This window comes from Streptomyces sp. NPDC030991 (genome assembly GCF_055571235.1).
In genome coordinates this window covers 34,215-56,598 of the sequence record NZ_JBVIFR010000018.1, presented here as the reverse complement: position 1 = coordinate 56,598, position 22,384 = coordinate 34,215, and the positions used below count along the sequence as shown (strand labels likewise).

General features: G+C 72.5%; 15 protein-coding genes. 9 read left to right on the top strand and 6 right to left on the bottom strand.

Annotated elements, in window-relative coordinates; translation table 11 throughout:
• Positions 1–402: 402 nt before the first annotated feature.
• The 4 genes from ACZ45E_RS29130 to ACZ45E_RS29115 all read left to right on the top strand — a co-directional run bounded on the left by ACZ45E_RS29130 (position 403) and on the right by ACZ45E_RS29115 (position 6,426).
• Positions 403–1,815 carry a family 2B encapsulin nanocompartment shell protein gene (locus tag ACZ45E_RS29130; protein WP_468226061.1) on the top strand — a complete coding sequence of 471 codons (1,413 nt, stop codon included), beginning with the start codon at positions 403–405 and terminating at the stop codon, positions 1,813–1,815.
• Positions 1,816–1,940: 125 nt separating this feature from the next.
• Positions 1,941–3,278, top strand: a complete 1,338-nt coding sequence (locus ACZ45E_RS29125) for a family 2 encapsulin nanocompartment cargo protein terpene cyclase (protein WP_468226059.1) — start codon at positions 1,941–1,943, stop codon at positions 3,276–3,278.
• Positions 3,279–3,294: 16 nt separating this feature from the next.
• On the top strand, positions 3,295–4,182 hold the full coding sequence (locus ACZ45E_RS29120; RefSeq protein ID WP_468226056.1) for a geranyl diphosphate 2-C-methyltransferase: 888 nt from the start codon (positions 3,295–3,297) through the stop codon (positions 4,180–4,182).
• A gap of 366 nt (positions 4,183–4,548) precedes the next feature.
• Positions 4,549–6,426 carry a transketolase gene (locus ACZ45E_RS29115; protein WP_468226054.1) on the top strand — a complete coding sequence of 626 codons (1,878 nt, stop codon included), beginning with the start codon at positions 4,549–4,551 and terminating at the stop codon, positions 6,424–6,426.
• A 12-nt stretch (positions 6,427–6,438) separates the two neighbouring features.
• On the opposite strand, the gene ACZ45E_RS29110 is transcribed toward ACZ45E_RS29115, so the two are convergent.
• From ACZ45E_RS29110 to ACZ45E_RS29090, 5 genes are all read right to left on the bottom strand, one after another.
• Positions 6,439–6,624: a hypothetical protein gene (locus ACZ45E_RS29110; RefSeq protein ID WP_468226051.1), complete on the bottom strand. Its 186-nt coding sequence runs from the start codon at positions 6,622–6,624 to the stop codon at positions 6,439–6,441.
• Positions 6,625–6,701: 77 nt separating this feature from the next.
• Entirely contained in the window at positions 6,702–7,124 is a 423-nt protein-coding gene (locus ACZ45E_RS29105; protein WP_468226048.1) for a lipocalin-like domain-containing protein, read from the bottom strand.
• A 75-nt stretch (positions 7,125–7,199) separates the two neighbouring features.
• Positions 7,200–8,450, bottom strand: coding sequence for a PucR family transcriptional regulator (locus tag ACZ45E_RS29100; RefSeq protein ID WP_468226045.1), 1,251 nt, complete (start codon positions 8,448–8,450; stop codon positions 7,200–7,202).
• Between the two features lie 179 nt (positions 8,451–8,629).
• Entirely contained in the window at positions 8,630–9,952 is a 1,323-nt protein-coding gene (locus tag ACZ45E_RS29095; protein WP_468226042.1) for a lipase family protein, read from the bottom strand.
• 206 nt (positions 9,953–10,158) lie between these two features.
• On the bottom strand, positions 10,159–11,646 hold the full coding sequence (locus ACZ45E_RS29090) for an MFS transporter (RefSeq protein WP_468226039.1): 1,488 nt from the start codon (positions 11,644–11,646) through the stop codon (positions 10,159–10,161).
• Positions 11,647–11,904: 258 nt separating this feature from the next.
• Here ACZ45E_RS29090 and ACZ45E_RS29085 point away from each other — a divergent pair, with 258 nt between their 5' ends.
• The 3 genes from ACZ45E_RS29085 (at position 11,905) to ACZ45E_RS29075 (ending at position 18,875) form a co-directional block, all read left to right on the top strand.
• On the top strand, positions 11,905–13,668 hold the full coding sequence (locus ACZ45E_RS29085) for a fatty acyl-AMP ligase (RefSeq protein WP_468226036.1): 1,764 nt from the start codon (positions 11,905–11,907) through the stop codon (positions 13,666–13,668).
• Entirely contained in the window at positions 13,665–17,684 is a 4,020-nt protein-coding gene (locus ACZ45E_RS29080; protein ID WP_468226033.1) for a beta-ketoacyl synthase N-terminal-like domain-containing protein, read from the top strand. The genes ACZ45E_RS29085 and ACZ45E_RS29080 overlap by 4 nt, the downstream gene beginning before the upstream one ends.
• Before the next feature lie 132 nt (positions 17,685–17,816).
• On the top strand, positions 17,817–18,875 hold the full coding sequence (locus ACZ45E_RS29075) for an alpha/beta hydrolase (protein ID WP_468226031.1): 1,059 nt from the start codon (positions 17,817–17,819) through the stop codon (positions 18,873–18,875).
• Between the two features lie 40 nt (positions 18,876–18,915).
• Here ACZ45E_RS29075 and ACZ45E_RS29070 read toward each other — a convergent pair whose 3' ends face one another.
• Entirely contained in the window at positions 18,916–19,899 is a 984-nt protein-coding gene (locus tag ACZ45E_RS29070; protein ID WP_468226029.1) for an acyl-CoA desaturase, read from the bottom strand.
• A 425-nt stretch (positions 19,900–20,324) separates the two neighbouring features.
• Between ACZ45E_RS29070 and ccrA the strand changes: the two genes are divergently transcribed.
• Together ccrA and ACZ45E_RS29060 are read left to right on the top strand one after the other, a co-directional pair.
• A complete protein-coding gene (ccrA, locus tag ACZ45E_RS29065) occupies positions 20,325–21,650 on the top strand; it encodes a crotonyl-CoA carboxylase/reductase (protein ID WP_468226026.1) in 1,326 nt (441 codons plus the stop codon).
• Positions 21,651–21,742: 92 nt separating this feature from the next.
• Positions 21,743–22,234, top strand: coding sequence for a glutathione peroxidase (locus ACZ45E_RS29060; RefSeq protein ID WP_468226023.1), 492 nt, complete (start codon positions 21,743–21,745; stop codon positions 22,232–22,234).
• Positions 22,235–22,384 lie beyond the last annotated feature (150 nt).

Below are 22,384 nucleotides of genomic sequence, written 5' to 3'. Positions count from 1 at the left end.
AACGAACCCGTGTCCTACCGAGGGCCCGAGCTAACGCACTGACCTGGCCATACGCCACTCAGCGCGTTCCGTGACCCGTCGGCCGCGCGCGGGGCGATCCCCGGTCGACACACCAGGAGACGCGGTGCGAGAACGAGGCCGAGATCCGCCGTCACCCTGGCAAACATGCGGGCGACCGTGATCAACGTATCGGGTTAATGTCCACGACTTCGCTTGCTCCGACCGCCGGAGCGAACCTTACTGTTCTAGCGAAATCCGGGCGAAATCCCGCCCGCATCCCTGCGCTCCCACGCCCTCTGTCCCTGCTCCACCCGCGTTCCCGCGTTCCCGTGCTTCCTCCTGCCGCCCACTCGATCACCCCCAGGCATACGCGTTGCCGTCCGACCAAGGAGAGCTCTCCCGATGACCGTTGACTCCACCCCGGAAGCTCGCCTGGAGCCGCCCCGGCAGACCAGCCTGGGCACGGCGGCTGCCCGTAACCTCTCCACCACCACCAAGTCCGCACCGCAGATGCAGGAGATCACCTCCCGCTGGCTGCTGCGGATGCTTCCCTGGGTGGAGACGACGGGCGGCACCTACCGGGTGAACCGCCGTCTGACCTACACCGTCGGCGACGGACGCGTGGAGTTCGTCCAGGACGGCGCCGACGTCCGCGTCATCCCCCGTGAGCTCGGCGAACTGGCCCCCCTCCGGGGCTTCGACGACGTCGACGTGCTGACCGCCATCGCCGACCGGTGCGTACAACGCGACTTCCGGGCCGGCGAGACGCTGGTCGAGCGCGGAGCGCCCGCGGACCAGCTCCATCTGATCGCCCACGGCCGCATCGGCCAGTTCTCCGTCGGGGAGTACGGCTCCGAGGTCGCTCTCGACGTACTCGCGGACGGCGACCGGTTCGGGGACAACGCCCTGCTCGACGAGGACGCCCGCTGGGAGCAGACCGTCGTCGCCGAGACCCCGGGCACGCTGCTCACCCTGTCGCGCGCCGACTTCGCGGCCGTGCGGGACTCCGCGCCGGGCCTGCGGGACCACGTGGAGAAGTTCGCGTCGCTCTCGCGTCAGCGGCAGAACCATCGCGGCGAGGCGGAGATCGCGATGTCGGCCGGCCACCGGGGCGAGCACGAGCTGCCCGGCGCGTTCGTCGACTACGAGTCGAAGCCGCGGCAGTACGAACTCTCGGCCGCGCAGACCATCCTGCGGGTCCACACCCGCGTCGCCGACCTCTACAACCAGCCGATGAACCAGACCAAGGAGCAACTCAGGCTCACGATCGAGGCGTTGCGGGAGCGGCAGGAGCACGAGCTCATCAACAACCGGGAGTTCGGCCTGCTCCACAACGCCGACTTCAAGCAGCGCATCCAGACGCACTCCGGCCCGCCCACACCGGACGACCTGGACGACCTTCTCTGCCGCCGTCGCGGTTCGAAGTTCTACCTCGCACACCCCCGGACGATCGCGGCGATCGGCCGCGAGTTCAACGCGCGCGGGCTCTATCCGGACCATGTCGACGTGGGCGGCCAGCAGGTCCTGGCCTGGCGCGGCGTCCCGATCCTCCCCTGCAACAAGATTCCCATCACCAAGGAGCGGACCAGCTCGATCCTCATCATGCGTACCGGTGAGGAGAACCAGGGCGTCATCGGTCTGCAGCAGACCGGTCTGCCGGACGAGTACGAGCCGGGGCTGTCGGTCCGCTTCATGGGCGTCGACGAGCAGGCGATCACCTCCTACCTCGTGAGCACCTACTACTCCGCCGCCATCCTCGTTCCGGACGCGGTCGGCGTCCTGGAGAACGTACAGATCTCCCGCTGGCCCAGGTAGCGATCCGGGCCGTCCCGCACGGCAGGTCACCCCGGGCCCGGGCGCACGGGTCACGCAGGTCCGAGGCCCCCCTGGGGTCCGGGAACGGCCGCCCATCCCGCCAAGGAGCCCTCAAGGAGTCATGCATGCCACCGCCTGAGCCGACGCCTGATCCGACGCTCGCGCAGCCGAGCGCGTCAGAGGCACTCCCCCGCTTCGGCGCCCACGTCCTGGCCGAGGCCGCAGCCCGCGCACGCGACATCCTCGCCACCACCGGCGGTCCGCCCGGCGCACCGTCCCTGCACGCCGCACCCGCGGTGCCCGCCCCCACCACGGCCGCCCCCGAGGCCCCGCCAGCCCCGGCCCCCGCGCCCAGTGGCGACCTGGGGCGGATCCTGCGCGGCCCCAGCGGCGTCGGCACGGCGGGCCTGCGGTTGAGCCTGCGGGAGGAAGCGCCGGCCCAGCCGGAACCGCCGCATCCGGTGCCTGCGTCAACTGCCGGGCAGGGCACGCCGATTCCCGGCCTGTACCACCACCCCGTACCCGACCCCGATCCTGTGCGGGTCGAGGAAGTCAGCAGAAGGATCAAGGCCTGGGCGTTGGACGAGGTCTCCCTCTACCCCGACGACTGGGAGGAGGAGTTCGACGGGTTCTCCGTGGGCAGCTACATGGTCGGCTGCCACCCCGACGCGCCCACCGTCGACCACGTGATGATCGCCACCCGGTTGATGGTGGCGGAGAACGCGGTGGACGACTGCTACTGCGAGGACCACGGCGGCTCGCCCATCGGCCTCGGCGAGCGGCTGCTGCTGGCCCACACCGCCCTCGACCCGCTGCACACGACGGAGGAGTACCAGCCGGACTGGGTGAAGTCGCTCGGCTCCGACGCGCCGCGGCGCGCGTACCGCTCCGCGATGGAGTACTTCGTCCGGGCGAGCAGCCCGTCCCAGGCCGACCGGTACCGGCACGACATGGCCCGGCTGCACCTGGGCTACCTCGCCGAGGCCGCCTGGGCCCAGATGGGCGAGGTCCCCGAAGTGTGGGAGTACCTGGCGATGCGCCAGTTCAACAACTTCCGCCCCTGCCCCACCATCACCGACACCGTCGGCGGCTACGAACTGCCGGCCGACCTGCACGCACAACCGGCCATGCAGAAGGTCATCGCACTCGCGGGGAACGCGACGACCATCGTCAACGACCTGTACTCGTACACGAAGGAACTGAACGCTCCCGGCAAGCACTTGAACCTGCCGGTCGTGATCGCGGAACGCGAGGGCCTCTCCGAGCGGGACGCCTACCTGAAGTCGGTCGAGGTCCACAACGACCTCATGCACGGCTTCGAGGAGAACGCCGCGGCCCTGGCCGCCGACTGCCCGCTGCCGAACGTGCAGCGCTTCCTGCGCGGTGTCGCCGCGTGGGTCGACGGCAACCACCACTGGCACCAGAACAACACCTACCGCTACAGCCTGCCCGATTTCTGGTAAGAGAATGGACCCATCTGTGACCAGCACCGAACTCACCGAGCCCACCCGCGACCTGCCGCTGTTCGTCCCCCATCCGGCCACGCCCTACCAGGGCGACATCGCCCGTTACTGGGACGGGGAGGCCCGGCCGGTGAACCTGCGGCTCGGCGATGTCGACGGCCTCTACCACCACCACTACGGCATCGGTGAGGTCGACCGCTCCGCGCTCGGCGACGGCCGGGGCGCCGACAGCGAGCAGAAGCTGATCGCGGAGCTGCACCGCCTGGAGTCGGCACAGGCCGACCTCCTCCTGGAGCACCTCGGTGACATCGGACGGAACGACACCCTGGTGGACGCCGGCTGCGGCCGCGGTGGCTCGATGGTGATGGCGCACCAGCGCTTCGGATGCACGGTCGAAGGAGTCACGCTCTCGGCCAAGCAGGCCGACTTCGCCAACGGACGGGCCGCCGAACTCGGCATCCAGGACCATGTCCGCGCGCGCGTCTGCAACATGCTCGACACGCCTTTCGAGACCGGGCAGGCCGCGGGCTCCTGGAACAACGAGTCGAGCATGTACGTCGACCTCCACGACCTCTTCGCGGAGCACTCCCGCGTTCTTTCGGTCGGCGGCCGCTACGTGACCATCACCGGTTGCTGGAATCCGCGCTACGGCCAGCCCTCGAAGTGGGTGTCGCAGATCAACGCGCACTTCGAGTGCAACATCCACTCGCGCCGGGAGTACCTGCGTGCCATGGCCGACAACCGCCTCGTGCCGCAGGCCGTCATCGACCTCACCCCCGACACGCTGCCCTACTGGGAGCTGCGCGCCACCTCCTCGCTCGTCACGGGGATCGAGGAAGCGTTCATCAACTCCTACAGGGACGGCTCCTTCCAGTACGTCTTGATCGCAGCCGACCGCGTCTGACTGCCTGACGACCGCCTGAAGACCACACGATGAACGCATAACACTGCTTAACACCGCTTAACACCGCATGACGGCCAGTTGATGATCGGGAGGGCCCGGACGCCTCGGGTCCTCCCCTCGCCACGACGCGGCAGGGTCGCCGTCGAGCCGAGGGGGTGCAAGTGGTTCCCCGCGATCCGAAAAGATTTCCGGAGCTATGTCTTAAACCTTCCGGAATGGTTACTTGATCGCCGGGACTCGAGGCAGGGGCAGCGGTGCCGTTCGGCGGACCGGTCCGCCGAACGAGCGCAAGTTCGTGCCCGCTGTGAGCAGAGACCCGAGCCGGGAACCTCTCAACCAACCCCTCAGACATCGGAAAGGCCCGTCATGAGCAGCACCGACCAGCCGAGCACCCTCGACGCCGGCAGCAGCCTGTCCCAGATCTTCGAGCTCGCTCAGCAGCTGCGGGTGGACTCGGTGCGTACCAGCACCTCGGCCGGCTCCGGGCACCCCACCTCCAGTCTCTCGGCCGCCGACCTGATGGCCGTGCTGATGACCCGGCACCTTCGCTACGACTGGCAGCGCCCGGATCATCCCGCCGGTGACCACCTGATCTTCTCCAAGGGCCACGCCTCGCCCCTGCTGTACTCGATGTTCAAGGCGGCCGGTGTCGTCAGCGACAAGGAGCTGATGACCACCTACCGGCGGTTCGGCGAGCGCCTGCAAGGACACCCGACCCCGGTGCTGCCCTGGGTGGACGTGGCCACCGGTTCCCTGGGCCAGGGCATCGCGTACGGTGTGGGCATCGCGCTGGCCGGCCGTGACCTGGCCGAGCAGCCCTTCCGGGTGTGGGTGCTGTGCGGGGACAGCGAGATGGCCGAGGGCTCCGTATGGGAGGCCCTCGACAAGGCCGGGCAGCACAAGCTCGGCAACTTCACCGCCATCATCGACGTGAACCGCCTGGGCCAGAGCGGCCCCACGGAGCTGGGGTGGGACACCGACACGTACGCCCGCCGCGCCGAGGCCTTCGGCTGCCGGGCGCTCGTGGTCGACGGCCACGACCTGGACGCGATCGACCAGGCGCTGACCACCGCGGACGACGGCCAGGCCCCCACCGTCATCGTCGCGAGGACCGTCAAGGGCCAGGGCGTCAGCGAGGTCGCCGACCAGGAGGGGTGGCACGGCAAGCCGCTGCCCGAGGACCTGGCCGAGCGGGCCGTCGAGGAGCTGGGCGGGATCCGTGATCTGCGGGTGCGCGGTCCGCAGCCGCCCGAGGCCGCGCCCGCCCCCGCCTCCACCGCGAAGGCCGTGGAGCTGCCCCGCTTCGAGGTGGGCGAGAAGGTGGCCACCCGCGTCGCCTTCGGCAAGGCGCTGACTGCCCTTGGAGCGCGTCCCGACGTGGTGGCGCTGGACGCCGAGGTCGGCAATTCCACGCACTCCGAGGACTTCAAGAAGGCCTACCCCGAGCGCTTCTTCCAGACCTACATCGCGGAACAGCAGATGGTCGCGGAGGCCGTGGGCATGGCGGTCTGCGGATACCGTCCGTACGCCACCACCTTCGCCGCGTTCCTCACCCGCGCGCACGACTTCATCCGCATGGCTGCCGTCTCGGAGATCACCATGGCCCTGTGCGGAACGCACAGCGGTGTGGAGATCGGCGCCGACGGCCCCTCCCAGATGGGCGTGGAGGACCTGGCCATGATGCGGTCCGTCCGCGGATCCACCGTCTTCTATCCCAGCGACGCCACCTCGGCCGCCGCCCTGACCGTGGGCATGGCGGACATCGACGGGATCTCCTACCTGCGCACCACCCGGGGCGCCTATCCCGTCCTGTACGCCGACGGCGAGAGCTTCCCCGTAGGCGGCTCCAAGACCCTCCGCCGGAGCGACCACGACCAGGTCACCCTCGTCGGCGCCGGCGTGACACTGCACGAATGCCTCGCCGCCGCCGATGATCTCGCCGCCGAAGGCGTCCAGGCCCGCGTGATCGACCTGTACTCCATCAAGCCCGTCGACGCCGACGCCCTCGCCCGCGCCGCGCGGGAGACCGGCGCCCTCGTCGTCGTGGAGGACCACCACCCCGAAGGAGGCATCGGAGAGGCCGCCCTCTCCGCCCTCGCCGCCACCGCGAGCCGGCCCGCCTTCGCTCACCTCGCCGTCATCGACCTGCCGGGGTCCGGCACCACCGACGAGCTTCTCGAGGCAGCGGGCCTCTCCCGTACCGGTATCGCCCGAGCGGCTCAGGGCCTGCTCCGTCAGCGGTGACGAACACGGGGCTCAGCTGTCCGGGTGGGCGTCCGTCTTCAGTGCCCACGCGCCGCCCGGGCAGCCCGCCGGGAGGGGCGGGAAGCGGTGGCCCTTCACGTCCGTGCTCCAGTGGTGACCCGCACCGCAGTCACATTCGTAGATCCCGCTCTCGGGCACGATCTCGCCCGGGTGCCATGTCGTCTGCGCGTCGCTCATACCTTCTGGTGTACGTCGCTCCGTGCGCTCTCGCGACTCAGGCGGTACGTGGGCCCTGCCCGGCCCCGGCCGCCGCTCTACAGGAACGGTTCGCGTCTGCGCCACGCGAGGACGGGCTGGCCCTCGGCCCGGGTGGGCGGGCGCAGTATCAGCAGGTCGCCGTCGAGGTCGTAGCTGCGGCGCAGGACCAGCCCCAGCCAGGTGGGGTCGAAGCTGCACTCGATGTGGTGCTCGACGGTGCGGGAATCAGGGTCGAGCAGGTAGCGGCCCGCGTACGCGATGAAGCGGGGGAAGGGAGCTGATGCCCCCGCTCCGGGTTCGGCCGCCGCGGGATCCGGCTCCGCCATGAGCTGGGCGGAGACGAGGCCCTTCGGTGTGTAGATGCCGAGGCCGGTCGGATGCTCCCCGAAAGGGTGCGCCACCCGGCCGCCGGCTGTCAGGACCTCGAAACTCACCAGATCCCAGGCGCCGGTCAGCAACGCCGTCGACGAGACTGTCATGTCCACTCCTCGGTGTGGGCGGTGCGCGGGATGTTCGTGTGCGGGCTCGCGGGCGGGTCCGTGACGAGGGCCCGATCAGGTTCCGGCGACGGCCGTGCGGCGCAACTCCCGGGCGTGCAGAGCGAGTTGCATCTCGAACTGGGTCGCCGGGTCGTGCAGCCGGTCGCCGAAGACCTCGTCGAGCTGGCGCAGGCGGTAGCGGACGGTCTGCGGGTGGACGGCCAGGCGGTTGGCGACCTCACTGGCGTTGTGGCCGCAGCGCAGCCAGCAGAGAAGGGTCTCGGCGAGCCGCTCCCGCTGCGGGGAGCGCACTTCCTCCAGCGGCAGCAGGTGCCGCTCCGCGATCGCGTCGACCAGCGACTCGTCCTGGAAGAGGAGCAGGGTCGCCAGATGGTCCGCGCACCGGGTGGGTCCCGGCCCGGGCACGATGCCCCGCCGCGACAGCTCAAGCGTGGCGGTCGCCCAGCGCAGGGACCGGGCCCCGCTGTCCAGGGTGACGGTCGGCCCGACCGCCGTGCGCAGCCCGTGGAGCGCGGAGGCGACCGCGCGGGCGCGACCGGGCCCGGCGGGGTCCGGGATGACGATGATGCCGGGCTGCACGTCGAAGCGGGCCAGGAACTCCGGCGGCACGATCGGACGTCCGGCGCCGGGCTGCCCGCCGTGGTCGGTGACCGCGACGGCCAGCTCCTTAGGCACCGGCCACTGCGCGGTGTGGGCGAGGTCGCTGATGGCCTCGGCGGCGACCGGGGGGCTGGCCGTGAGCAGATCGATCAGCCGGGCCCTGCGCTGCTGGAGTTCGCCCGCCGCGTGCAGCCGGGCCTCGGTGTATCCGGTGGTCGTCGCCGCGGCCATCTCGTCGAGGTGCAGCAGCATCGCCTCGCCGAAGGTCGCCAGGACCTTGCTCGGCAGCTGTCCCGTCTCGACGAGTTCGCTGACCCGGTGCCATGTCACGCGGGCGCCCAGGCGCAGCGCCGACTGGAACGAGTCGAGGCTTCGGCCTTCGGTCGCCTCGCCCCTGCCGATGCTGTGGAAGGTCGCCTTGACGGGTTCCCAGTCGGCGTCGGGCCTGACCATCCGGTCGAGGAAGCCGACGAGCGCCTGTTTCACTCCGCGGTGCACGACGTGCATGTACGTGTCGTCCATGGGCCGCGCGTACTCGGCGATGGTGGTGCGGATGGCGCGTACCACCTCCTCGATCACGTCGGCGACGAACGGCTGGAGATGTGTGGAGAGTTCGGAGGGCAGCGCCTTGAAAGCGGCGTAGGTCGCCTCGGCGGACCCGTTGACCGGTAACTCACCGGCCGGCGGCTGTGGTCCGATCACCATGGGGGGCTTCCCTCTGCGCGGGGGTCAGGGGCGTGGTGACGATACCGCCGCGTCGGGTGAGGGGCCCGTCGCGGGCGAACAGTGCGGAAGTCGCTCGTTGTCACAGAAGTGACAACGAGCGTTCCGGCGCCGACGAGCCGCCGGGCGGCCGCGGCGCTCCCCCTGCCGGGGGCCGACTCTCAGGGCAGCAGGCAGCTGCCCAGTTCGGGCCGTCCGGCGAAGCGGTCACCGAGCCACTTCACCACGTCGTCCTTGGCCTGCTGGTCGGTGAGCAGGTGGTCGCCGGGGTAGAGCTTCCACTGCGTGGTGATCCCGGCGTCGCAGTACGCCCTGCGGGTCGCGTCCTCGGTCGAGGTGGGGATGACCTCTTCGAGCAGGCCGCGGTATTGCAGGACGGGGAATCCGACCTCGTAGCGGGCGCCGGAGCCCTTTCGGCCGACGCCGGTGCCGAGTTTCTGCTCGTCGATGACCTGGCCCCAGGTCTTGCCGTCGGTGCCGGTCAGCGCGTAGATCTGGTCGAGCGACAGCCCCTTCTCGGTGTAGTTCTTGAGTTTCTGCCCCACGAATCCGGCGACGGTCCCGGCCAGGCAGAGGGACGTGGCCCGGGCGACGGCGTCCCGGCCCGCGTCGTTGAGCAGTTCGTCGAAGGGCATGGCGGGGTGGGAGGCGGCGAGGCCGATCACCGCGTCGGCGAGGAAGCCCGCGAAGGCGCCCCCGTCGAGGCCGGACGCGACCACCTTCAGGTCTCCCGGTACGCCGCCCGAGGCGTCGCCCACGATCTTGAGTTCCGGGGCGTACGTGCTCGCGAGTTGTGCGGCCCAGAGGCTGGCCGCACCGCCTTCGGAGTAGCCCCAGAGGCCGACCGGGGCGGTCTTGGCCACGCCGCTGCCCGGTACCGCCGATGCGGCGCGGACGACGTCGAGCAGCGCGTGTCCCGCGTCGCCGCCGGAGACGTAGGGGTGGGTCTGGCCGTCCAGGTACCCGGCGCCGTCCGTCGCGGCGACCGCGTAACCGGCCTTGAGGAGCGCGGCGATGTTCTCGCCCTCGTACTCGTCCTGGAAGGCCCCGGACAGTTGCTTGGAGAAGGCGCACTGCGGGCCGAGCCCCAGTGTGCCCGGGTTGAAGGCGACGACCGGCCTGCTGCCCGAGCCCTTCCAGGGCGCGTCGGGTACGGCGACCGTGCCGGACACGGCGACCGGGGCGCCCTCGTTGTCCTTGGAGCTGTACTGGACCTTCCACGCGTGCAGCGGGACGGAGCCGGGCACGTGCGGCAGGGCGGTCGCCCGGCAGGCGATGACGCTGCCCGGGGTCCCCGGCGCGGCGGCGGGCGGGCGGTAGACGTCCGCGTCGCTCGCCGCGCAGCCGGCCGCCGCACGGGGCGCCGCGCCGGCCGTCGTGGCGGGCACGCCCAGCGCGCCGCCCACCAGAACCGCGGCGAGGAGCGGGCCGATCGCCCGCCGGCCGCGCGTCACTCTCGGGCTGTTCGCCTCCGAGCCGCTCATCGCTGACCGGCTCGCTGCCGATCGGCTCGCTTCTGCTCTGCGCACCATGTACTCCCTGGGGTCGGTGGTGGGCCGTTGCGGTAGCCGTGAAGTTACGCAGCGGTAACTGAGGCTCGATAGTCAGCGGACCCACACGCGCGCCGCCGGGAACTGTGCCTGCCGCACAAGAGGGGTCCTGAGCCAACGGACTGTGAGGCAAGGGGAGTTCATCCGCGCGGCGCAGCCGGCGCGACCCGCTCGGCGGCCGTCCCGCGCGCCGCTCCCCCGCTCTGCGCGGACCGCCGGTGACGTCCTGGCCGCCGGTGACGCCCGGGACGCCGCAGGGTCACCCAGGTGACCGCCGCCCCGGCCAGGACGCACGCGGCGGCCAGGCGCAATCCGCTGTCGTAGCCGTCCAGGAAGGCGCGGGACGGCGCGACCCCGTCCCGCAGCGCGGCGCGTTCGGTGCGGGTGAGGACCACGCCGACGAGGACGACACCGAACACGCCGGACACCTCGCGGGCCGCGCTGATGAGGCCGGAGGCCATCCCGGTGCGCCCTGCGGGCACGTCGGCGAGGGAGCGCACCGTCAGCGGGGTGGTGAGCGCGGAGCCCGCGCCGATCAGCAGCAGGCCGGGCTGGATGTCCCAGTACCCGGCGTGCAGGCCCGTTCCCGACACGTAGACGAGGCCCACCGCCACCAGGGCGAGGCCCGCCGCGATCGAGCGGTGGACCCCGAGGACGCGTCCGGCCCGCTCGGCGAAGGGCGTGACCGCCAGGAGGGCGCCGGCCAGCGGCAGGAAGGCCAGGCCCGCCTTCGTGGGCGAGAATCCGATGACGCGCTGGAGGTAGAGCGCGGTGAAGAAGAAGACGCCGTTGACGCCGATGCCCCAGAGGACCTGGGCCGCCGTGCCGCCGCTCAGCGCCCGGTCGCGCAGCAGCCCCAGCTCCAGCAGCGGCAGCCCGGACCGCGTCTCGACGAGGAGGAAGGCGAGCCCGGCCGCGCCCGCCAGGCCCAGGCAGAGGGGCACGGGCGCGGCGCTGAAACTGTGTTCGCCGCCGCGCACCAGGCCGTAGGTGAGCAGGAAGAGCGCGGCGGCCGACAGCAGGGTGCCGGGGAGGTCGAGCCGGGAGATCGGCGGGCGCCGCGCCGGTCCGGGCACGGTGGGCACGGCGGGGACCAGCAGCAGGGCGAGCAGACCGAAGGGAACGTTGAGCAGGAACACCCAGCTCCAGCTCCAGTGTTCGGTGACGAACCCGCCGACCACAGGTCCCAGGGCGAGCGCGACGGCCAGCGCGGCCGTCCACAGCCCGACGGCCATCGCCCGGTTGCGGGCGGGCAGATCGGCGGCGACGACGGCGAGCGACGCGGGGATCACGAGGGCGGCGCCCACGCCCTGGACCGCGCGGGCGGCGATGAGCGTGCCGCCGCTGTCGGCGAGGGCGGCGGCCGCGGAGGCGAGGACGAACACGGCGAGACCCGCCGCGAGGACGGGACGCCTGCCGACCAGGTCGGTGAGCCGGCCGCCCGGCAGCAGGAGCGCCCCGAACGTCAGTACATAGCTGCTGGCCACCCACTCCAAGTCGGTGACGTCCAGGCCGAGTTCGCGCTGGACCGTCGGCAGGGCGACATTGATGACCGTGTTGTCGAGGGTGGTGATGAAGCCCGCAAGGGCGAGCAGCGCCAGCAGTGCGAGCAGCCTTCTGCGACTCACCGGGCCGGTCCTCTCCCCCGCCGTCCGTGCGACGGGATGCGATTCTCCGGGCCGCCGGGCGGTCACCACTGCTGTCTGGGCGCCGAATCCCCGCGCTCCGCTTGTCACTCGACTGACAGCTCACTCGGTCCGAACTGTCAGCGACCCGTCTTACTCATCAGTCACATCGCGGCGGAACCTGGGGCCCCGTCGGCAGTCCCGCTCCCCGCACCCCGGCGCGCAACCCCCGTCCCCGACGCCTGACCAGCTGGAGTTCCCATGACTTCCGCTCAGCCCTCCGAAGACCTGTTGCTCACCGACCACCTGCGGCACTGGGCCACCGAGCGCCCGCAGCAACGCGCCTTCACCTACGTGGACTTCCCCGAGGCCGACTCGCCCGGGCTGCACCGCACGCTCGGCTGGCGCGGTCTCGACCGACGCGCCCTCGCCGTCGCGGCGCGCCTGGCGAAAGCGGCGAACCCGGGCGACCGTGCCGCCCTGCTGCTGCCCCAGGGCCTCGACTACGCGGCGGCGTTCCTGGGCTGCCTGTACGCCGGGGTCATCGCGGTGCCGCTGTTCGGGCCGGAACTCCCCGGTCACCAGGGCCGGCTCGCGGGGGTGCTCGACGACTGCGAGCCCGCCTGTCTGCTCACGGACACGGCGACCGCGCCCGGCGTCCACACGTTCACCGCCCGCCACGGACTCCCCGCCCTGCCGGTCATCGCCGTCGACGCGCCTGCCGGGACGCCGCCCGCCCCTGCCCCGGTGATGCCACGCCCGGGTCCGCAGGACATCGCCTACCTCCAGTACACGTCGGGCTCCACCCGCAGCCCGGCCGGGGTGATGATCAGCCACGCCAATGTGGTCGCCAACGCCCGCCAGGCCGTCGACGCGTTCGGGGCACTGACCACAGCCAGCACCACGGTCGGCTGGCTGCCGCTCTTCCACGACATGGGGCTCGTCCTCAGCGTCGCGGCACCCGTCGTGGGCGGTTTCCCCTCCGTGCTAATGGACCCCGTCGCCTTCCTCGCGGACCCGCTGCGCTGGCTGCGACTGCTCGGCTCGTACCCGGGGACGATCAGTGCCGCTCCCAACTTCGCGTACGACTACTGCGTCTCGCGCGCCGACGACGACGCCCTCGACGAACTGCGCCTGGACCGCGTCAAGGTGCTGATCAACGGCAGTGAGCCGGTGCGCCCCGCGACCGTGGACCGTTTCCACTCCGCCTTCGGCAGGGCCGGGCTGGCGCGGGAGGCGCAGTGCCCGTCGTACGGGCTGGCCGAGGCCACCGTCTTCGTGACCAACGACTCCCGCACCGCGGCCCCGCGCACCGTTTCCTGCGACGCGGACGCGCTCACGGCGGGCCGGGTGGCGCCGTGCCATCCCGCCGACCCGACAGCGGTCCGCCTCAGCACGTGCGGCGAACCCGCCGGCCAGGAGCTGCGCATCGCGGACCGCACCACCGGCCGCTCGCTCGCCGCGGGCGAGATCGGCGAGATCCAGGTGCGCGGGCCCAACGTCGGCCTCGGCTACTGGAAACGGGCGGACCAGTCCGCCGAGGTCTTCCAGGTGCGCGCCCCCGGAGCCCCGGACGAGGAGACCGGCTGGCTGCGCACCGGTGATCTCGGCGCGCTGCACGAGGGACGCCTGATCGTCACCGGCCGTCTGAAGGACCTGATCATCGTGGACGGCCGCAACCACTACCCGCAGGACATCGAGGAGACCGTGCAGGGTGCCGTCGACGCGCTGCGCCGCGACCGGCTGGCCGCGTTCTGCGTTCCGCGCGCGGACGGCTCCGGCGAGGACGATCTGGTGGTGGTCGCGGAGCTCCGCCGCGGCGGCGAGGACATCGCCGACGCCCTCGCGGCCGACGCGGAGCGCACGGCACGGGCCGCCGTCTTCGCGCGCCACGGTCTGCGTCTGTCCCGGCTCGTGCTCGCGGCCCCCGGGGCGGTGCCCCGCACCTCCAGCGGCAAGGTCTCGCGCGCGGCGAGCCGTCGGTGCTTCACCGAGGGCGCCTTCGAACCGACGGACCACCGGTGAGCCCCGGCGCCCAGGAGGTCCGTGCGGTCGTCGTCGAGCGGCTGCGGTCCTGGTACGGCCTGGCCGAGGGCGAGGTGCGCGAGGACCGGCCGCTCGCCGAACTCGGGCTCACCTCCCGCGACGCCGTCGCCCTCACCGCGATCCTCGGGGACCTGGTGGGCAGGCGGCTGCCCGCCACGCTGCTCTGGGAGACACCCACCATCGGCGCTCTCGTGGAGCGTGTGCTCCGCGCGGAGCAGACGCCGACGCCACCGGCGCCGTCCGCCCCGTCGGTGGGGCCGGGACCGGTGCCGGTCGCGGTCGTCGGGATCGGCTGCCGCCTGCCGGGCGGGGTGCTGTCCGCGGCGGACTACTGGCGGCTGCTCGTTGCGGGGCGGGACGCCGTGGGGAGTGTCCCCGAGGACCGGTGGGCCGGCTTTGCGGCCGAGGCCGACCTGCCAGAGGGCATCAGCCGGCACGGCGCGTTCCTGGACGACGTGGCCGGGTTCGACGCGGAGTTCTTCGGTATCGGGGCCCACGAGGCCACGGCCATGGATCCGCAGCAGCGGCTGCTCCTCGAAGTGGCACGGGAGGCGCTGGACCACGCGGCGATCCCCGCCGCCGCGCTGGCGGGGACCCGCACCGGCGTGTTCGTCGGCATCAGCGGCAACGAGTACGCCCATCTCACGACCGCCGACCCGCGCTCCGTCGACGCCTGGACCCCGCCGGGCGCGGCCCTGAGCGTCGCGGCGGGCCGCCTGTCGTACGTACTGGATCTGCGCGGGCCCAGCATGGCGCTCGACACGGCGTGTTCCTCGTCGCTGGTCGCGGTCCACCACGGGGTGCGCAGCCTCGCCGCGGGCGAGAGCGACACCGTCCTGGCCGCGGGCGTCAACCTGCTGCTCTCCCCGTCCATCACCTACGGGTTCCAGCGGGCCGGGGCCCTCGCCCCGGACGGCCGGTGCAAGGCGTTCGACGCCGCGGCCGACGGCATCGTACGAGGTGAGGGGTGCGGTGTCGTCGTGCTGAAGCGGCTCGCGGACGCCGAGCGCGACGGCGACCGGATCCTCGCTGTCATCACGGGTTCCGCGGTGAACTCAGACGGCCGCTCCAACGGCCTGACCGCGCCCAACTCCCAGGCGCAGCACGCCGTACTGGCCGAGGCGCACGCCGACCCCACAAGCGTCGACTACGTCGAGGCGCACGGCACGGGCACCGCGCTGGGCGACCCCGTCGAGGCGGGCGCGCTGGGCGCGGCGCTCGGTGCGGGGCGGGGGCGCGCCGCCGAGCGGCCGCTGCTCATCGGCTCGGCCAAGACGAACCTCGGGCATCTGGAGGCCGCGGCGGGCATCGCCGGTCTCATCAAGACCGTACTCGCGCTGCACCACGGCGAGATTCCGCCGCAGCTGCACTTCACCGCGCCGGGTCCGCACGCCGATCTCGAAGGGCTCGGGCTGCGCGTGGTGACGGAGTCCGAGCCGTGGCCCCGGTACTCGGGCACGGCGACCGCGGGCGTCTCGGCGTTCGGGTTCGGCGGGACCAACGCCCACGTCGTCCTCACCGAGCACCGGAGGAGGACGCGGACGCGGCGCCCGGCCCGGTCCGGGCGGGCGCCGTCCGTCGTCCTGTGGGACGCGCACACCGACGACCGGCTGCGGGCGTACGCGGGCGAGTTGGCCCAGTGGCTGGCCGGTCCTTCGGGCGCCCGCGCCCACCCGGCCGACGTGGGCCGCACGCTCGCCGGGCGCGTCGGCCGCGGCCGGCGCAGGGCCGCGGTGGTGGCCGACTCCCCGCAGGACATGGCCGCGGCGCTCAACCGGTTCGTGGCCGGCGAACCACATCCGCGGCTGATCACCGCCGACCGGGACCCCGGTGGGCCCGGTCCTGTGTGGGTGTTCTCCGGTTACGGGTCGCAGTGGCCCGGCATGGGCCGGGCGCTCCTCGACGCCGAACCGGAGTTCGCCGCCGCCGTCGGGCGGATCGAGCCGATCCTGCTGGACCGGGCGGGGATCTCACTCCTGGCGAGCCTGGAGCCCGGCGCGGACCTCTCGTCACCCACCACCGTCATGCCCGTCCTGTACGGGCTCCAGGTGGCGCTCGCCGCCCTGTGGCGCTCGTACGGATTCCGGCCCGCCGCGGTGATCGGGCACTCCCTGGGCGAGATCGCCGCGGCCGTCGTGTCCGGGGCCCTGGACGAGGCGGACGGCGCCCGGATCGTCGCGGTCCGCTCGCGGCTGCTGGCCTCGCTCGCGGGTGGCGCCATGGCGGTGGTGGACCGCTCGGGCGACGCCGTCGCCGAGCTGGCCCGGGAGTTCCCCACGCTCCAGGTGGCGGTGCACTCCTCGCCCGCCCAGTGCGTGGTCACCGGCAGCGCGCACGACGTGGAGGGGCTCATCACCCGCGTCGGAGCGGAGGGCGGGTTCGCGCGGTCGATGCGGGTCACGGCCGCCGGGCACTCCTCCGCCGTCGATCCGCTGCTCGACCGGTTCGCGGCCGAACTGGGGGACGTGGGGCACGCTCCGCCCCTCTGCCCGCAGTACTCGACGGTCCTGGCCGATCCTCGTGCGCCGGCCGAGCACGGCACGGCCTACTGGGCGGCCAACCTCCGCAGGCCCGTGCGGTTCGCCCAGGCGGTGACCGCGGCCGCCGAGGACGGACACCGCGTCTTCGTCGAGGTCGCCCCGCACCCGACCCAGTTGCATCCGCTCCTGGAGACGCTGCGGCACGCGGGCGCGGACGACGCGCTCGTGGTCGGGACGCTGCGCCGTGACACGGACGACGCGCTCACCTTCCACTCCTCCCGGGCGACGCTCCTCGTCCACGGGGTGCGGCCGGCCGCCGAGCCGCCCCCGGGCGGCCGCGTCGTCGACGTCCCGTCGCCGCGCTGGCGCCACCGGCGCTTCTGGGCCGGGGAGGAGTCCGCCCCGGCCGGGCCCCCCGCGGCGGCCGTCGCCCGCTCCGGCACCGGTGTGCTCGACCGGCTCCGCGCCTGCGTGGCCGGGGTGATGGGCTACAGCGCGGAGCGCATGGACCCGGACACGGCGCTGACGGACCTCGGCCTCGATTCGCTGACCGCGGTACGGATCAGGACGGCAGTCGAGCAGGAGTTCGCCACTGTGGTCGAACCGGGGGTGCTGCTGCGCCAGGGCACGCTCCGCGGCGTCGCCGCGCTGCTCCCGGACACGCGATCCGGCACCTCCGCGCCCGCCGGCCCGGACGGTGACCGGGGCGTCCCGGGCCGGCTCCGCGTCTTCGACGGTGAGGGGCCCGGCGCGCCGCTCTTCCTCGCGCACGCGGCGGGCGGTTCCTCGCAGGTGTACGGGCGGCTCGCCCGGCGGCTGGCCGGTCGGCGGCGCGTCCTCGGCCTCGACCGGCTGCCGGAACTCCCCGAAGTGGCCGACCGGGCACGGGAGTTCGCACGCCGGATCATCGAGGTGGCCCCCGACGGCCCCTGGCTGGTCGGCGGTTGGTCGTACGGCGGGGTGGTCGCCCAGGAGACGGCCCGGCTGCTGTCGCGGCGCGGCTCCGTGTCCGCGCTCGTCCTCATCGACTCGGTGCTGCCGCTGCCCCTGCCCGGCGGACTCACGCCGGCCCAGGCGGCCCGCCGCCGGTTCGCGGGTTTCGCCGCCCACGTGGAGCGCACCTACGGCTCCGCCCTGCCGCTCGCCTACGAGGAACTCGCGGGACTGGACGACGCCGGGCAGGTCGACCTCGTCCTCAAGGTCCTGGAGCAGACCGTGGACCTGCCGCCCGCCGTCCTGGAGCACCAGCGCACGTCCTACCTCGACCTGTGCGGCGGCGAACGCCATGTGCCGGGCGCGTACGGCGGCCGGACCTTCCTGTACCGGGCGAGCGAACCGGCGCCGCACACAGTCCGCGATCCCCGCTACGAGCGCACCGACGAGTCGCTGGGCTGGCACGCCCACTGCGGCGACCTCACGGTCACTCCCCTGCCGGGTCATCATCTGGCCCTGCTCGACCCGCCCGTGGTCGACACACTCGCCGGTCTGCTCACCCGGGACCTGCGCGACGTATGACCGCGGGGCGCCCCGTACGTGTCACGACGTACGGGGCGTCCGGCCGCCCCGTCACCGCACGAACCGGCATCCACCGCGTACACACCGGACCGAGAGCACCCCTCACGGCATCGAAGAATGAGGAGTCACCCCATGCCCCGACCGACCCAGCCACCCGCGCGTCCCACCGCACCGGCGCGTCCGTCCGGACCCTCGCGCGCGGGCTTCGCCATGCTCGCCACCGCCGCCCTGCTCACCACGGGCGGCCTCGCCGGTGCGCCCGCCGCGCTGGGCGCCGCGCCCGATGCCAGCCCTGCCGTGGCGAGCGCCACGGCGGCCGACGGCGCCAGGATCGTCGCGGAGAAGTGGCTCGACCCGCGGACGGTCGACCTCACCGTCGACTCCCCCGCGGCCGGTGCCCGGCTTCCCGTGCGCGTCATCCTCCCCGCCGCTTTCGCCTCACAACCCGCCCGGACCTGGCCGGTCCTGTACTTGCTCCAGGGGGCGCACGACGACTACACGTCCTGGACGCGCGAGACGGACATCGAGGGCTTCCTCGCCGACAAGGACGTCATCACCGTCATGCCGTCGTCGGGTTCCACGGGCATCCCGACCAAGTGGTGGAACTACGGCATCGGGTCCACAAGGGACTACGAGACGTTCCAGGTGGAGGAGGTCATGCAGCTGCTCCGGGCGAACTACCGGGCCGGTTCCGTCCGGGCCGTCGCGGGCGTCTCGACCGGCGGCTACGGGGCGCTGGCGTTCGCCGCCCGCCACCCCGGTACGTTCGGGGCCGCCGCCTCGTACAGCGGTGTGCTCGACACGACCTCGATCGGCATGCCGACGGTGGTGAACGCGATCGTCGCCCGGGAGCTGGAGCTGCCGCTCGCGCTGTGGGGCAGCTACCTGCTCAACCGGAACATCTGGAACGAGCACAACCCCTACGCGCAGGCGCCGCGGCTGGCGGGGACCCGGCTGTACATCTCGCAGGGGTCGGGGGTGCCGAGCACCGACTTCGGCAATCTGCAGGGCGCCATCCTGGAGGGCACCCTGTGGACTCAGGCCCACCGGTTCACCGACCACCTCGCCGACGTGGGTGTTCCGGCGCAGATCCACTACTACAGCGGGGGCTCGCACGCCTGGTCGTCCTGGCAGAAGGAGTTCACCGCCTCCTGGCCGACGCTGGCGGCGGGTCTTGGGCTGCCAGGCTGACGGCCACGCGCGGCGGCGAAGGACCGGGCCGGTCCCGCGTTCAGCGGACCGGCCTCCGCGCGCGTCGCCCGGCCGCGAGGCCGTCCGCGTCGACGGCCCTCGCCGCGAGCCGGCGCTCGTCGGGCCAGCGGACCTCGCGCGCCCAGGACAGCGCCTCGAAGACCCGGATCAGCCGGGCGCTGGAGTCGAGCTGTCCGCGCAGCACACCGTGGCGCGCGGACGTCGGGTCGGCGTGGTGCAGGTTGTGCCACGACTCGCCGCCGGACAGCGGGGCCAGCCACCAGACGTTGCCCGAGCGGTCACGGGCGCGGAAGGGGCGGTCGCCGCTGATGTGGCAGATCGAGTTGATCGACCAGGTGACGTGGTGCAGCAGGCCGATGCGCACCAGCCCCGCCCAGAAGAACGCCGACCAGGCGGCGCCCGCGTCCCAGGCCCCGTCGCCCCACAGCCCGCCGGCCACGGCGGGCGCGCCGAAGGAGAACAGCACGATCAGCGGCTGGAGGCGGCCCACCACGACCAGATCAGGGTCGGCGAGGAGATCGGGCACGTACTTGCGCCGGTTGGTCTTCTCGTTGTTGAACGTCCAGCCCACGTGGGCCCAGGCCATGCCCTTCAGCAGGGCCTTCACGGAGGTGCCGAACCGCCAGGGAGAGTGGGGGTCCCCGGGCCGGTCGGAGAACTGGTGGTGGCGTCGGTGGTCGGCGCACCAGGTGATCGGATCGCCCTCGACAGCGAGCGAACCGGCTACGGCGAGCGCGATCTTCAGGGGTCTGACCGCCCGGAACGCCTTGTGGGTGAAGAGGCGGTGGTAGCCGACGGTGATGCCGTGCACGGCGACCGCGTACAGCACCGCGCCGATCACCAGATCGTGCCAGGTGACCCCCCATCCCCAGAGGACCACGACGGACGCGATCACCGCGATGAAGGGGACACCGACGAAGAACCCCACGACGACGCGGTCGGAGGTGCCCATGCGTTCGCCCCAGGCGTCGTCCGGCGCCGCGGCCGTCTGCGACTGTGCCATCAGAGGTGTCACCTTTCGTGGAACGGTCGGGTGAGGGAGTGAGCGGGACACTACGGAGCCCGCCGCCTCCGGTTCTACGCACCGGCCGCGCAGCCGGGAGCGACCGGTCCTCACCCAACTGACAGCGCCGCGGCGCCGGCCCGCGGCGCTGTCCGGAAGTGATGAGCCGCCGGTCGGCGATTGGCGATCGGGGCGAACAACCCGCGATCCCCTTGTCGGCGCGAAGAATCGCACCGCACCCTTGGAGCCTGTCTTTGAACCCCCGTCGTCCGCGCGCAGACGGGAGTTCAAAGACAGGCTCTCAGGACTCCTTCCGCCCCCGCGTCCACAGGGGGCGTGATCCGCCGGACGCGCTCTCGCGATCCGCGGTGGCGCCGCACGGAGACACCCAGGACACCAAGACACCGGAGACAAGGGAGAAACCCATGGACCCGCTCGCCCAGGCAGTCGTGGCCGGCGCCGCCCCTCAGGAGCTGGAGCGGTTACCCGTGCCCACGGAGTACACCGCGGCGCACCTGCGGGTCGAGGACGTCGGCAGTTTCGCCGGGGTCGCCGACAAGGACGTCCGCAAGTCGATCCACGTCGGCAGCGTGCCGATGCCCGAACTGGCGCCGGACGAGGTCCTGGTGGCGGTGCTGGCCAGCGGCATCAACTACAACACGGTGTGGTCCGCCATGTTCGAGCCGATCCCGACGTTCACGTTCCTCGAACACTTCGGGGCGAGCGACCGCTGGGCGGCACGGCACGACCAGCCGTTCCACGCCCTCGGCTCGGACGCGGCCGGGGTCGTCGTCCGCGCGGGGTCCGGGGTGCGCCGGTGGAAGGCCGGCGACGAGGTCGTGATCACCACGGCGTACGTGGACGACGAGGACCCGGCGACCCACGCCGACGGCATGCTGGGCGCGGGCCAGCTGGCCTGGGGGTTCGAGACGAACTTCGGCGGCCTTGCGCACTACTGCGTGGCCCGCGCGAGCCAGGTACTGCCCAAGCCGGCCCATCTGACATGGGAGGAGGCGGCCGCCAACCCGCTGTGCGCGGGGACCGCGTACCGCATGCTGGTCAGTGACCGCGGTGCCCGGATGAAGCAGGGGGACATCGTGCTCATCTGGGGGGCGGCCGGCGGCCTCGGCGCCTACGCCTCACAGCTGGTGCGGGCGGGCGGTGGCATCGCGGTCGGTGTGGTCAGCAGCGAGGAGAAGGCGGAGCGGGCCCGCACCCTCGGGTGCCAGGTCGTGATCGACCGCGCGGAGATCGGCCTGACCGGCGACGAGCCGGCGGATCCGAGCACGGTCGGCAAACGCCTCGGCAGACGCATCAGGAGTGCGGTGGGCGAGGACCCCCACATCGTCTTCGAGCACGTGGGGCGTGCCACGTTCGGGGTGTCGGTGTTCGTGGTCAGGCGCGGCGGCACGGTCGTCACCTGCGGGTCGAGCACGGGCTATCTGCACGAGTTCGACAACCGATACCTGTGGATGCGCCTCAAGCGGATCATCGGCAGTCACGGCGCCAACCTGGAGGAACAGGCCGAGGTGAACCGGCTGTTGCGGCTCGGGCAGCTCCGGTCGGCTCTCTCCGTGACGTATCCGCTGGCGGAGACCGCGGAGGCGGCACGGCTGGTCCAGCGCAACCGCCACGCGGGGAAGGTCGGCGTCCTCGCGCTGGCGCCCACGACCGGTCTCGGAGTCAGCGATCCGGAGCGGCGCGCACAGCTCGGCGGGGACGCCGTCGCGCCCTTGCTCGCCGGTACCTGACATGGTCCCCGTGGGCGGCGCTCCCCCGCTCCCGGGCGTGGCCGCGAGGGCGGGAGCCGGTCATGACAGTGCGGCGGCGTACCCTCCGGACCATGACCGTTTACGACGCAGTAGAGATCGACCGCCTCCAGGGCGGCTCCGCCGATCTGTCCCAGTACCTGGGCAAGGCCGTCCTCATCGTCAACGTCGCTTCGAAGTGCGGCCTGACCCCGCAGTACGCGGGTTTGGAGAAGCTGCACGAGCAGTACGCGGCGCGCGGCTTCACCGTACTCGGGGTGCCCTGCAACCAGTTCATGGGCCAGGAGCCCGGCAGCGCCGAGGAGATCGCCGAGTTCTGCTCGGCGACGTACGGCGTGACGTTCCCGATGACGGCGAAGGTCGACGTCAACGGGGCGGACCGGCACCCCCTGTACGCGAAGCTCGTCGAGGTGGCGGACGGCGAGGGGTACACCGGCGATGTCCGCTGGAACTTCGAGAAGGTCCTGATCGACGCCTCCGGCAACGCGGTGGCCCGCTTCTCCCCGCAGACCGAACCCGACGCGCCCGAGCTGATCGCCGCCATCGAGGCCGTGCTGCCGGAGTGAGCCGAGCTGTCCGGGATGCCGCACCGTCCCGGACACCATCGCCTCGCCTCGCTCGCCCGGTTCCGGGCCGCGGAGCGTGCGGTCGAACCACCATGACCGACCACGGCACCAGAGCCCGACCGGCTCGGCAGCGGTGACCCGCTCCGGCAG